General features: G+C 34.4%; 9 protein-coding genes. 4 read left to right on the forward strand and 5 right to left on the reverse strand.

The features are described from left to right. Nucleotides 1–6: 6 nt before the first annotated feature. Nucleotides 7–3621 (reverse strand): helicase-exonuclease AddAB subunit AddA, encoded by a 3615-nt coding sequence (gene addA, locus HMPREF0518_RS07035; RefSeq protein ID WP_003627425.1) that lies wholly within the window; start codon nucleotides 3619–3621, stop codon nucleotides 7–9. 2 nt (nucleotides 3622–3623) lie between these two features. Beyond that, on the reverse strand, nucleotides 3624–7106 hold the full coding sequence (locus HMPREF0518_RS07040) for a PD-(D/E)XK nuclease family protein (RefSeq protein ID WP_003627426.1): 3483 nt from the start codon (nucleotides 7104–7106) through the stop codon (nucleotides 3624–3626). Nucleotides 7107–7186: 80 nt separating this feature from the next. Between HMPREF0518_RS07040 and mvk the strand changes: the two genes are divergently transcribed. The 4 genes from mvk to fni are packed head-to-tail and all read left to right on the forward strand — an operon-like array spanning nucleotide 7187 to nucleotide 11212. Then, on the forward strand, nucleotides 7187–8095 hold the full coding sequence (gene mvk / locus HMPREF0518_RS07045) for a mevalonate kinase (protein WP_003627427.1): 909 nt from the start codon (nucleotides 7187–7189) through the stop codon (nucleotides 8093–8095). Then, the gene (mvaD, locus tag HMPREF0518_RS07050) at nucleotides 8095–9057 is read left to right on the forward strand and encodes a diphosphomevalonate decarboxylase (RefSeq protein WP_003627429.1); all 963 of its coding nucleotides are present in this window, start codon (nucleotides 8095–8097) and stop codon (nucleotides 9055–9057) included. The genes mvk and mvaD overlap by 1 nt, the downstream gene beginning before the upstream one ends. Nucleotides 9058–9100: 43 nt before the next feature. Then, complete coding sequence (locus HMPREF0518_RS07055; protein ID WP_023192756.1) at nucleotides 9101–10183, forward strand: phosphomevalonate kinase; 1083 nt, start codon at nucleotides 9101–9103, stop codon at nucleotides 10181–10183. A 12-nt stretch (nucleotides 10184–10195) separates the two neighbouring features. Beyond that, nucleotides 10196–11212 (forward strand): type 2 isopentenyl-diphosphate Delta-isomerase, encoded by a 1017-nt coding sequence (gene fni / locus HMPREF0518_RS07060; protein ID WP_003627433.1) that lies wholly within the window; start codon nucleotides 10196–10198, stop codon nucleotides 11210–11212. A 51-nt stretch (nucleotides 11213–11263) separates the two neighbouring features. Here fni and HMPREF0518_RS07065 read toward each other — a convergent pair whose 3' ends face one another. Genes HMPREF0518_RS07065 through HMPREF0518_RS07075 form a run of 3 tightly spaced genes read right to left on the reverse strand, consistent with a single transcriptional unit; the run spans nucleotide 11264 to nucleotide 14346 of the window. After that, complete coding sequence (locus tag HMPREF0518_RS07065) at nucleotides 11264–12646, reverse strand: RsmB/NOP family class I SAM-dependent RNA methyltransferase (protein ID WP_003627434.1); 1383 nt, start codon at nucleotides 12644–12646, stop codon at nucleotides 11264–11266. Continuing rightward, on the reverse strand, nucleotides 12621–13604 hold the full coding sequence (locus HMPREF0518_RS07070; RefSeq protein ID WP_003627436.1) for a hypothetical protein: 984 nt from the start codon (nucleotides 13602–13604) through the stop codon (nucleotides 12621–12623). The genes HMPREF0518_RS07065 and HMPREF0518_RS07070 overlap by 26 nt, the downstream gene beginning before the upstream one ends. Next, a complete protein-coding gene (locus HMPREF0518_RS07075; RefSeq protein ID WP_003627437.1) occupies nucleotides 13594–14346 on the reverse strand; it encodes a hypothetical protein in 753 nt (250 codons plus the stop codon). The genes HMPREF0518_RS07070 and HMPREF0518_RS07075 overlap by 11 nt, the downstream gene beginning before the upstream one ends. Nucleotides 14347–14385 lie beyond the last annotated feature (39 nt).

Here is a 14385-nt window from a genome sequence, read left to right on the forward strand (position 1 = left end):
TTCTAACTACTTAACTTCAACTACTTGTTTGGCATCAAGCAGAATTAAATATTTACCAATAACTTTCTTTTCACTAAATTCATTTAATGCTTGTTCATACAAGCGAAGCTGACCAGTATATTTTTCTTTAATCAATTCAATAGATTTATCTATATTTGTTTTATTTACATGATCAGTTTTGTAATCAAACAAAATGATACCATTCTTTGCTACAAAATAACCATCAATCGTACCGTGAACCAAAATTTTTGCATCAGGATCGCTGAAATCTTTAAATAAAGTTCTAGCTGATAACAAACTAGAGAAATCTACTTCTCGTTTTAAATTAGTTGGCTCTTTCCAAAAATCTTTTGCAAAATCACCATGAACAAACCAGTCAATTTGATCTTTATTCAGACTTGAAACAATATCTGGATTTAATTTCTTTTGTTCAATCAACGTTGCTATCTCTTGATCTAAATTATCTGCACTATCATTAGTGTAATCATAATATTGCAGGATCAGGTGAGTAGCTGTACCAATCTCTGCTCCCGTAAATTTAGTTTGATACAAGAAATTAGGCTTAGTATCAATAGGCTGCAAATAACGATTAGTAGAAGTTAATAAATGAGAGTTCTCTAATTCTGCATCTATTGGATCATTAAACGCTTTTTTTATTTCAGAAACCGCCTGATAAGCCGTGGTTTCACTTGCATCCCTAAAAGGATAATTAAATTGATATAGCTTATTAACCGTTTGCGTTAACAAAGCTGATTTGCTCGTATTTTCATTTTGATTATCAGTATCTTCGTCTTTTTTGATAAATTTAGTATCTTCATCTTGATAATCAATAAACAAAATCTTTTGGCTTTGGTCAATTGATTTAGTAATATCGTTTAACTTAATCGCTACATGACGATCAAATCTTAATGAAGGTCCGATAAAACTCAAAGGACTAGTAGCTGACAATTTATTGATCAAAGGCAGTTGTCCAGCATGATTTAATTCTGTCGACCATTCTTTAACTTTTTTATTAAAGCTAGGGACATCCCCTACCAGAATCAGCTTTTGCTTTGCTCTAGTTAAGGCAACATACAGAATACGTGCTTCTTCTTCAAGCAATTGTTGTTTTTTAGTAATATTGCCCATTGCTTTAACTAGTGAGTCAACACGATAATTTTGTTCTCTTAAGGTGATCCCCATACTATCAGAATTAATAATATAGTTTCCATTTAGATCACGCATCTGATAATGATGCTGCATCCCGACATAGAAGACAATTGGAAATTCCAGTCCTTTAGAACCATGAATAGTCATCAATCTAACAGCATTACCAGCTTCTTTAGTTAACAGCGGTTGTGCTAAATCCTTTTGACTACGTCTCATTCGATCAATAAAGTTAATGAATTGATATAGCCCTTTAAAGCCCGCACTTTCATATGAAGTGGCTCTTTCATACAATGCTTCGAGATTGACTCGCCGCTGCTCACCATTAGGTAAAGCCGTCATTATCTCTAATAAATTAGTCCGTTCATATATACTCCAAATCAATTCAGAAATTCTATGAGTTGTAGCAAAACTACGCAATTCTGCCAATTGATTCAAAAAGTTTTTGCACTTTTTGCTTAATACATCATTTGTACCTACATATGAAGTAAGTGCACTATAAAAATTGCTATTTTTGCTTTTAATTCTAATTTTAGCTAATTCTTTTTCATCAAAATTAAATAGTGGTGACCGCAATACCGTTACTAATGGAATATCCTGATCGGGATTATCGATAATCTTTAAATAGTTCATCATGACGGTTAATTCAAAAGTTTGAAAGTAATTTTCTGCATCGGTAACAAACAATGGAATATCTTGTTTAGCAAATTCTTGCATAATTTCCAAGTTATCACTGCGACTTCTGGTCAAAATAGCAATATCACTGTATTCCATATCACGCATTTTCCCAGTATTACTATCAAAAATTTGAACATGCTCGTCTTCTAACTGCTTAATGCGAGCGAGTACCATTTGAATTTCAGAGAAGTCTATTTCATTCTTGCTTTTTTCATTGTTATTCTTCTTTTCATGAACAATAACTTCACTTGCTTGAGGCAATGATTTAGGATAATATTTTGCTCCAAAAATTAGCTGCCCTTCTTTTTGATAATCAATCCCACCAAAATCAGTACTTAAAATACTTTTAAACACAGCGTTAACTGTTTGGGTCACCGGCTCTGTAGAACGGAAATTGTCTGACAACAAAATCCGTTCTTCATGCTCATTCTCATCTTCCGCAAATTGATGATACTTTTGCAAAAATAAACTAGGCTCAGCTTGCCTAAAACCATAAATTGACTGCTTTACATCCCCCACCATAAAAAGAGTATTCTTCTTTTCACTCTTAATTTGCTGGATAATTCTTTCCTGCAAAGCATTAATATCCTGATACTCATCAATCAAAATTTCTTTAAATTTATTTTGATAAAAATCACGTGCCATTTGAGAACTGGATGTATCTTGACTTAAAATCTGATAAGCTAATTGCTCCATATCGCTATAATCAAGCAAATTTTCATTACGCTTCAATTGATTAAAACGTTCAATCAGTTTTATTTCTGCAGTTGAAATAGCAGTTACTATCTTTTGGCTTTCCTGCATGATTTTTATCTGCTCTTTTTCAGTTACAGCATAAAATGAAGTGAATGTATCAAATACTTGACTCTTAGCCTCATCTTTTAAAGACTGGATTTCATTATAAAACTCTAGAAGATCTTCATCCCATTTTTTAGATTTACGAAAATTAATCGTAAAAACGCAGCTTCTCAATAGCTCTCGTTGTTTATCATAATCATCATCTTCCTTAACCGCCTGTACAAAATTATTTAGGTTTTGTGCAAACAAAGTAAATGATTCTTTTACCTTAGCTAATTCCTTAGTTTCCATTATAGCTTGCGTTAAATACGAAGCTATCTTCTCCTGCAATTCTGAAAACTTAGTTGCTATATATGGCTTAATTTGCTTTTGCCAGATCTTCGATCCTATTACGCTATCCTCAATTTCATAAATCTGTGGAAGCTGTGCAAGCCATTTTTTATATTCTGGCTTCGCCATAGCAAAATTATATAAATCCAGTAATAAATCACGTGGACTATCTGCATCCCGATCACCAGCAAAATTATCATAGAAATGTCTAAAAGCCTTATCCTTGCTCGTTAACATTTCTCCTTCAATTTCTCGTAAAGCTCGCTCTTTTAATAAAGCTGCCTGCGTATCATCAGTTAAGATAGTGAAACTAGGATCCAATTCGATTGAATAATAAAACCTATGAATCACATCCAAACAAAACGCATCAATAGTGGAAATATTAGCAGTATCTATTTGATTTAACTGTTCACGTAAATATCTATAATCAACACCAGGTTTAGCCATTTCTTTAGTCAACGCTGCTTTAATTCTGGTCTTCATTTCTTCAGCAGCTGCCTTAGTAAAAGTTACAACCAACAACTCATCTACTTGAGTACCTGCTAAAATTTCCTTTAAAACGCGTTCAACTAAGACGGTTGTTTTACCACTACCTGCTGATGCGGAAACTAAAATATCATGACCTCGATCATTAATTGCTTTTTCTTGTTCTTTTGTAAATTGTGGCAAAACTAATCCTTCTTTCCTAGCTTTTCCTTAATTTTAACTAACAAATCTCTTTTACTCATATTACTAATCTCATGATACTGATTATGTCTAAGCATGGCATCAAAGAAGAAAATATCTTTAAAATCTGAATACGTTAAAGCATTCTTGTTTCTGCCATAGCGGTATGGATTTAACTTAATTTGACCCGATAAAATTTGTCTAGATGCTTCCTTGATAAGATATTCATCATACTCTAGCAATAATTGAAGCTCTTCTTCATTAAAGTTGCGGTCTGCTGGCAGTTTAAAGCCGCCTCTGGCCTTGGTTCCTACTCCAGTGTAAAGCTGAGAAGCTTGACTAGACTTGCCGTCTAAGAGTGGTTCAGCTTCTAGTAAAATTTCTGGATTATTACTAATTAGACCTGTATACATTAGCTTAGGTTTACTATCTATCGCGTTTTCACGTAAGTTTAAACTACTATCAATTAACTTATTGCTATTCAATCTTTCCAATTGTCTAGTAACTGTTTGATAAAATGCCCCTAAAAGTGAAAGCTTATCTTCTCCAGCAAAGAAACAATTATTATTAGTTAAAACGTCTAGATATGAAATCATCTGCAAAGCGATGCCATTATAAAACATCCCTAAATCAAATTTCTTGGCTGAAGATTTATAATCGATTACTTGAGCTAAAACTTGATCTTTTTCAGCAAAATTAGCTAAATCTACTCGGTCTATTTTCCCACGCAAGTTAACCTGGTGATTGCCAGGCAAATCTGGAATATCCAAACTAATGCCTTTGATCTTTTGATCTAAGCCAAAGCTCAATTCAGAATATTTAGCTCGCAGTGGCGTCTCGGCTAATGATTTGCGCCAATTTTGGGCCACCTTAGAAGTTGTGTGATCTAAACAATGGAATAAATACTGGTTAAACGGATCATTCATCAACTGAGCATATTTACTCTCATCCTTGATAACATCCCTAACTTGATTAAGCTGTTGTTCAAGTTCTACGCTGCTTAAATCAGCTAAATCAATATGCTGTTCATTTAACCGTTTAACTAAGCGATCAAATGTCTCATGGAAATAATTTCCTGCTTGAATAACATCAAATTCATTTTCAAGACGACGACGTAATTTCAACCCATAGGTCAAGAAATATTCATAAGAATTTTCATAAAAAGTTTCCAACTGCGAAACAGATGAATATAGATTTTTACCATATAATTCCGCTGCCAAATCTTCTCCAATATCTTCGGGCTGATTATCAAAATCACTCGCATCGAGTACGGCCTTTACTTTTTGTGGCAAATATTTCTGTGTGATTTTCAGTAGTTCGTCAATTGCTTCATCTGAAGTATTAGAATTTATATACGCTAAATAGCCTAAACTAGCATCAGGATTAGTGATGAAAGATAAAAGATCCTGCATTTTTTCTGGTAAATCATGTTGGCTAAATTCAGGTGCGCCATAATCTTGCAAACGTTGATAATAAATTGACGGATCTAATTTTTCATTCGATGCATTTAAGACCGGATAAGAAATATACACTCTGTCCTGTGCTAAAGCTAAAGATAATCCAAATTGATAATTTTGATCTAAATTATTTAACCGCTGATTATCTTCCAAATATGCATCCGATTCAAAACTACTTTGCAACTGATTCAAGTTTTCCGTCGTCAAAAAGCCCGGCTTTTTTTCAATTGAGGGTAAATTACCACTTGTTGCTCCAATAATGAAAACTTGTTTATAACCACTAGTTTGAACCATTCCCATTTCTGATAAGTTGACAGCATCAAGCGTTGAAGGAATCTGTGAAAAAGTAGCTTCCTTAAAGGCACTAATCAACATGTTGAAAAATTCATCTAAATCAAACTTTTCTGGGTTAATCGCAAGATAATCTTTTAACAGCTGGATCAACAAATCCCATAATTGTTCAGGTTGTTGCGCTTGCTGCAGATCACCAGCATTATTTGCAGCATCCCGCCACTGTTCTAATCGTTCCGCGATTCCATTTTTAGTTAAAAAGTCAAAGAATATGGTTAAAGCCTTTTGACTATCTTTTTCCTGCTCTAATTTGGTAAATAAATTGGTAACTTTATCTACTAAGTAACCACGTAATCGATCAATTTTTGCAACTTCTTCATCAATCTTATCTAGTCTGATGACTTCTGCACTCACAAAATCCGCAAAATGCTTTTTCCATAAATTATGGTTAATTCCGTGAGCTAAAACGAAGTTCTCTAATTCATCTACATCATGGATATACTCAGCTTCTTCTTTATACCAAGATGGAATAAGCAAATGCGTCTTTAATATAGTAAGCATGCTCTGCGTCTGAAATGGATTCTCTTTTAAATCACGCAAGTTGAATAAATTTTCAATTAACACAACTAGAGGGTGATATTTCATCTCTTGTTGCAAATCATTAAAGAAAGGAATATTATTCTGACGCAAAATAGGCGTTAAATAGGTTTCATATTCTTTCAAATCTGGCGCCAAGATCAAGAAATCCCGGTACCGATAATTATTCAAGGCAACTTGTTGATAAATCGTCCGTGCAACAAAATATGCTTCCGCATAACGAGAGTCAGCTTTAACCAGTTGTACCTGCTTTAATTCATCTACTTTAGAAACAGTTTCCGTCCAAAGGCTATTTAAAATTTCGCGGGGAGTAGGTTCAGAAGGAATTGGAAATTCACTTGCTACATAATCCATGTCTCTTTCTTGTAAAAATGAGACTAATCGGCGAATTGTTTGTTGAATTACATAATCATAGTCCCCTGCTTCTGCTTTAGGATTGATGTTTCCTAATCTAGTTTTAAAAGCCAACGTTACATTTTTAGCTTTTCTCATCAGAATTTGAATGGTTAACATTTCCTGCAAAGAAAAATGAGAAAAATCACAGAAATAAAAGCTAGCATTTTTTAATTCAGAATTTTTAGCTAAAATATCGTTCAATTGTACCTGAACTTCATTTTTAGTTGAAAATTTGCCCGCTATTTCTTCAATAAAGGCATCATAAATAATCCGCAAATCATGAATTTTGCTTTTAGTTTCTTGATCCAGATTTGTTTCGTCTATATTATCCAAGTCTAAGTTGCCATCATATACTTGCAAAATCGTATTATAAAGCTGGCGCACCATACCTGAATTGCTTTGCTCAAAGATAATCAGTTCATCTTGCTTTTGCTCAATAATATGAGTTAGCAACATTGCGCTGGCCGCATCGTCTAACTGCGTAGGCAACCCTTGTTCCGCATCTTTTAAGAAAAACCATGCAAGACGGGAAAAAGATAATACATGCAGATTTTTTACTGCTGTTTCAGTTTGCTTTTTGCTAGACGCAAGTTTATTAATCGCCCTAACTTCTGTGGTAAACTTAATATGATTAGGAACGATGATAAAAGTTTCATTTTCTGGATGCTGTTGATAATTTTCAATTGCTGTGGCCAGAATTTTTTCTTGTAATGGGTCAGTTTGTCGTCCTGTTAGAATTTTGATCATTTGTTCGCACTTCCTTGTTTATTATTTTATCATAGCAAGGTCAATATCTTTTATTAAATCTATTTTAAGGATGATTAAAAATGAAAACTAGTTTTTTAGCTCATGGAAAAGTAATTATTATTGGTGAACATTCCGTTGTCTACGGCTATGATGCTTTAGCAATGCCTATTAAAGCTTTGCATATTAAAACTACCGTGGAAAACAATCCCGAGATGTGGATGGACACTGCACGCTATCATGGCTCTTTTTTTGACACTCCGAGCGAATACGACGGGCTTAAGTACGTTGTTAAAACTATGCAGAAAAAAGCAAACAATAACGAGCCATTGAAGATTACATATACAGGAGAGATTCCTATGGAACGAGGATTTGGCTCTAGTGCCGCAGTCGCATTAGGTACCACAAAGGCATTAAATCAATTCTTTTCCTTAAATATGTCTGAATCTGAAATCATGGCAGTTACCAATCATGCGGAAATGATTAATCATGGCAAAGCTTCAGGTTTAGATGCTGCTACTGTTAATTCCGACTACTTGGTATTTTTCAATAAAAAAATGGGGCCTAAAGTTCTACAAGCTAAATTAGGAGCTACTCTGTTCATTATGGATACTGGAGAATTAGGCAATACTAAAAAAGCCGTTGCTCAGGTAAGTCAGCTCTTAAGTGAATCAGAACAAGCAAAAACTAATATGAAACGACTAGGAGAATTAGCTGACCTAACAAAAAAGGCTTGGATCAATCATGATGTTAAAACTGTAGGCAATATTTTTAATGAAGCACAAAAGATTTTACATTCATTCAATATTTCAACCACTAAGATTGACCAATTACAAAAAATCGCCCTAGATAATGGTGCCTTAGGTTTTAAACTGTCTGGTGGTGGTTTAGGCGGAATTACAATCGCTCTATGCGAAAGTCAAGAAATCGCCGAAAATATTGCGGATAAATGTCAAGATCTAATTAGTAACTACTGGGTGGAGAAGATTTAATGTCAAAAATTGTACGTGCACATACAAATATCGCTTTAATTAAATATTGGGGTAAGGCAAATGCTGAATTAAGACTCCCTTTAATGTCAAGTCTATCAATGACGCTAGATGCTTTTTATACTGATACTTCAGTTGAGAAAACAAACGATGAGAATGCCTTTTATTTAAATGGACAAAAGCAAGATTCTAAACAAAGCCAGCGAGTTTTTTCATATTTAACTAAATTGCAAAATAAATTTGGTTATCATGACAACTTAATCGTTAAATCTGTTAATCATGTTCCAACCTCGGCTGGGCTCGCCTCATCTAGCTCAGCTTTTGCAGCATTGGCAGCCGCTTTTTGCCAATACTATAATATCCAAGTTGACAAAAAAGAATTATCACGTTTAGCACGAATCGGTTCTGGTTCAGCATGTCGCTCTATTTTTGGTGGATTTTCGGTTTGGCAAAAAGGAGATTCTGATGCAAGTTCTTACGCATATGCTTTAGATGAACATCCTCAAATGGATTTACATCTTTTGGCTGTAGAACTAAACACTAATCAAAAGAAAATCTCTTCTACAAGCGGGATGAAAGAGGCACAATCTTCTCCTTTCTTTAACCCTTGGCTTGAGCGCAATGAAACAGAACTTAATCAAATGATAGCAGCCATTAAAAACGATGACTTTACAGCATTAGGTGAATTAGCAGAATTAAATGCCAATGAAATGCATGCCATCAACTTAACTGCTCAACCAGAGTTTACATATTTTGAACCCAACACGATTCGTGCCATTAAATTAGTTGAAGACCTTCGCAAAGAAGGAATTGAATGCTACTATACTATAGATGCTGGTCCAAATATTAAAATTCTTTGTCGGTTAAGAAATAGCAAAGAAATCATTGAACGCTTTAAGTCAGTATTTAATAATGTTAATATAGTGATTGCAAATTTTGGTCCTGGTATTACCTACTTGGATTAATCATTGTAATAGAAAGTTAATTAGATTCGAGGATTTAATTCTTTTGATAACAGAAAAAGCACCCGGAAAATTATACATCGCTGGAGAATACGCCGTTTTGGAACAAAATTGTCCTGCTGTTTTAGTTGCCGTAAACCAATTTGTACGTGTTTCAATTACTAAAAGCAATACTTCTACTGGTTTGATTCACTCCAAACAATATTCACAAGATTCTATTCATTGGGTCCGTCAAGGCTCTAAAATGGTAATTGATAACCGTGATAACCCATTTGAATATATTTTATCTGCAATTTCTTATACAGAACAATACTGCATTGAACAAAATATCAAGATGAAAGTCTATGATCTGCATGTTAACTCAGATCTAGATTCTGCTGATGGTAAAAAATATGGTTTAGGTTCAAGCGCAGCTGTTACTGTAGCCACCGTTAAGGCTATTTTGCATTTCTACGGTGTAAAAATGAGCAATGAATTAGTATATAAATTATCTGCAATTTCCCACTATTCAGTCCAAGGCAATGGTTCCGCTGGTGATATTGCAGCTAGCGTTTATGGAGGCTGGTTAGCTTACCAAACCTTTGATAAGAAATGGCTACAATATGAATTAGCTAATAAAACCTTATCAGACGTAGTAAATGAAGCTTGGCCAGGACTTAAGATCGAATTGTTAACTCCACCTCACGACATGAAATTAATGATCGGTTGGAGTCAAAAGCCAGCATCAACCTCACGTTTAGTTGATGAAACAAACGCTAATAAAGCAGCTTTAAATACCGAATACAAAAACTTTTTAGCTGCCTCTAGCGAATGTGTCTTAAAGATGATTGTCGGTTTTGAAGCAAAAAATATTGCTCTTATAAAAAAGCAAATTCGCGTTAATCGTCATTTATTACAACATTTTGCTAAAATTAACCAAATTGCCATTGAAATTCCACGTCTAACTCAACTAATCAAAATCGCTGAAGACTTTGGTGGTGCTGCTAAAACCTCTGGCGCTGGTAATGGCGATTGCGGAATTGTAATCACTGACGCAGATACCGATGTTGATGCCTTAGAAAATGAATGGCGTCGAAATGGCATTTTGCCTTTGAACTTTAGAGTTCACCAAATTAGCCTTGCTCACTAATTGGAGAAAAATATGTCAATTAGATCTGAAAGAAAAGAAGAACATCTGAAATTAGCTCAGATGTTTTTTAATAAAGAAAAATATAATAGCTTTGATCAAATGCACCTGTTGCGCCCCGCTCTGCCTGAGAGTATGGTTGATCAATCTGTTTTGGCAACAGAAATGTTTAATAAAAGCGTTTCTGCTCCTTTTTTTATCAATGCAATGACAGGTGGATCAAAACAGTCTTTAATAGTTAATCAGGCTCTAGGAAAGATCGCGCACCAAGAAAAAATTGCTCTAGCACTTGGTTCTGCTAGCATTTTAGCTAAAGAAAAGGATCAGTTAGAAAGCTTTTATGCGGCTCGTGATGAAGATCCAAATGGTGTCTTAATTGTCAATGTTAATCCAGAAACGCCTATTAATGCGATTAAACAAACGATAAAAGAACTACAAGCTGATGCATTACAAATTCACCTTAATACGGTGCAAGAAATCGCAATGCCTGAAGGTGATCGAAACTTTATTTGGCTCGATCAAATCAAGAATATTCTCGATCAAATCACTATTCCTGTAATCATTAAGGAAGTAGGATTTGGACTTGATCAAAATAGTATTCATCTGCTTAAAGAAAATGGCATTAAATTCTTTGATGTTGCAGGTAGTGGCGGCACAAACTTCGCTCAAATCGAAAATGCACGGAATGATCACGATGTATCGTATCTTGAAGATATTGGTTTGCCCACTGTTATTTCGGCTTTGATGGCACAAAAAGAAAGTGTCAATTTCATTGTTTCAGGTGGTGTACGCAATCCGTTAGACATTTTAAAAGGATTATCTTTAGGTGGACAATTTGTTGGTATTTCTAATGTATTCTTGCAGGAATTCAACAAGAATAGTTTTGAGGGGCTTCAAACCTTAATCAGCAATTGGAAAGATGAATTAGCTGCTTTGATTGCGATATATGGTAAACACGACTTAGCATCCCTACCTAAAATAAAAAAATACTACGACCTGCCACTAAAAAATCAAATAGATCAATTAATTTAATATCAGAAATAGCACTAGACGATCTAGTGCTATTTCTTTACATAATTTTTATTATTTTCTAAGTCCCTTAGGATAGAAATTCTTCAAAATTCCATTACCTGTGATTTTACCAAAACTAAATATCAAATTCTGGTAACTAACTAGTAAAAAACCACGCAAATCACTTTGAACCTTAATCGTTTCTCCGTGTAAGTACTTTTGATAGTCATCCAAAGTTGCCAAATCTACTACACGTGTCTGCTTCAATTGACCCAATACCTCTGCTAATTGGTGTCCTGGTTCAAATCTCTTTTTCTTTAAAATTCCTAACTCTATCCCATTATTAACAATATGCAGTTTAGTTTTTTCAGACAAAACAATTGCAGGAATAAAGACATGATCATTTCTAACCATTGCTTTCTTAGACCAGTCGCTCAAACTATCAGGCAAATTGAATTGATTAATTACATTGCCTACTAGTTCCTGCTGACTTTTAGTTAAACGCAATGGGTTCTTTTTTTGCTTTTTCTTTTTACTCTTCTTGGTTACAGTTTCCGCATTGCCACCATTTTTCTGTAATACTGCTGCGAACTGACCTTCACCCACTCCATCTTGTGGCCAAAATCTAATAGTTTTGGTTAATTCTGGATTATTATCACTCCATTCAGGATGACCTAAACTGATTTTCTCGTCCTTAATTTCGGTATCTAAAATACTAAAACCATGTTCATTAACTAACCAGCTAACAATTTGTTCATCTTCTTCAGGAGCGAATGTGCAAGTCGAATAGATTAATCTCCCATTTGGCTTGAGCATCTTAACTGCTTCATTCAAGATATCTTTTTGTCTTCTTTGGCATGTCAAAACATAATCTTGTGACCAGTAGTCAATTGCTTCTGGGTTCTTTCTGAACATTCCTTCCCCGCTGCATGGGGCATCAACTAAAATTACGTCAAAGAAATCATAAAATACTGGTGAAAGTTTTTCTGGACTTTCATTAGTAATCAAAGCATTACCTATTCCCCAACGTTCAACATTTTCTCGTAATGCTTTGGCTCTAGTGCCAGAGATTTCATTTGCAACTAAAAGGCCTTCATTTTCTAACTGTTCTCCTAATTTAGTCGTTTTCCCACCAGGAGCAGCACACAAGTCTAACACTTTATCTCCAGGCTTTACACCACTCAACGCGGCAGGAAACATTGCAGCAGGATCTTGTGAATAAACATAACCACTTACCCATTCAGGATCTTCCCCACTAATTTCACCATAATATGCATCCCTAAGATCAGGAATTGCTTCATTTAAACTATAAGCTATCTTCACTGGATTTTTTAATGTATTAATTCTAATGGCTTTTTTACTCTCTTCATTCATTGCGGCGAAAAGTTCCGTTGCCTCTTCATCGCCTAATAATTTTTGATATTTTTCTTTAAATTCTACGGGTAGTTTTAACAACTTTTTTGTCCTTTCTCATCAAGTGATACAACATAATACAAAATGCTATTACATTCATTAACCACGCAATAAGCAAAGCAATACTCAAACTACTATATGCTGAATAAAATGCATGCCATCTTAAAAAGACATATGCTAGAAACGCACAGACGCCCTCTACCATCAAAGTACGCGCACTACGGTTAATTACCCAATTGCGTAACAAATCGCCACGAAGATAGGTTAATCTAGCTTGTCGCTTCATTAAAATTGCAAGTACCACGTTGCTTAAAATTCCAATTATCACACATGCCACTAGCATTAATATATTAGGCAATACTGATAAGCGATCACGATGATGTTCTTGTACAAATGAAGGAATGTGAAGTTTGGCATGATAATGCTTAGCTATTTTATTAATTACATAGGGAGTACTATCAATTACAATTCTATAATTTCTTAATTGATCTTGCGCTGTAAGCTGGTCTACTCCCGTACTTAAATAATATTTATCCATCTCAACTTGTGGATAATTTTTGAATGTACCAATTACAGAATAATAGTTTCGACCTAAAACCACATATTTATTATTTTGCACTTCTAAAACATTAATTTTAGCAGTAGGTCCCAATACCGCAAACGAAACTTTGCCTTTAAAATCATCGGGTGAAAAATAGCGCCCAGTTTCAGTTGGTAAACTTTTGACCATATGGTTAGTCCAAACTAGGACCTGCTTTTTTTCATAATTACTATCAAAATGCAGCTGAATCTGATGATGCGCATAATTCTTATTCAAATACCGCAAAAATGAACTAATACTCTCGTCACTATCCGTTCTAAAGTAACGAGTATTATTAGTTAATCCATGGGCTTCCAACACTTCATCTGCATAATCGGACTGAATGTTGGAAATCATAGCACCTATTCCTAAAAACATGATTAAGGGTACTAAAAGTAAAAAAATCCTTTTAAAATTCATTATCTATCTCAAATATCCGTTCATCAATAAAATCAAAGCTTTGAAAAGAATCATTAATTGCTTTCAAAGCGGCTGTTTGTTTAAACCAATTATTTTGCCAAAATTCTGGTGAATTGGTTGCTCCATCTTCTTCACCAATAAAAATAAAATGTTTTGCATTACTGCATTTACGCCAGGTATCAATTGCTGCAATATCACTTTTGCCAAAATTCGGCGACCAAGAACAAATAATCAAATCTACATCGGAATAATGCTTAATTGCTTCAGTTGCCTCTAAATTGATAACTGGATGAAATGGCTCAGCTCCTGTCGATGAAGTTTTAGCCCACTCCAAAGAATCTGTACTTATCGTCTGAACTCCAACATTTTCCAAAGCTTTTGACCAATAAGCATTACCTGCCATAATTTCCAAAGCAGTATCAATATGCAGTCTATTCTTTATCAAATGTGCAGTTTTCAAATTGGGTACTGACCAAACACCATATTTTAAAGATAAGTATTGCCGAAAATTATTAAATAAATTATTAATATCAGTTAATTTTCTTTTTTGATTATTACCAATCTCTTCTAAAATATCTTCAAATTGGTCTGGCAAAAGTCCTAATTTGGCTGGTGCTTCTATTAAAGGTTCACCTTTAGCAACCTGATGATCAATTTGTTTTATTTCTTCTACTTGACTATGCACTGTCGAATGATTAATTTCATCATCTAACATAGTTAATTTATGTAAAAAATTCGTCATATCTTCCTACCTTACCTAACGATTTTACCATTCAAATCC

This window comes from Lactobacillus helveticus DSM 20075 = CGMCC 1.1877, from assembly GCF_000160855.1.
GTDB classification, from domain to species: Bacteria; Bacillota; Bacilli; order Lactobacillales; family Lactobacillaceae; genus Lactobacillus; species Lactobacillus helveticus.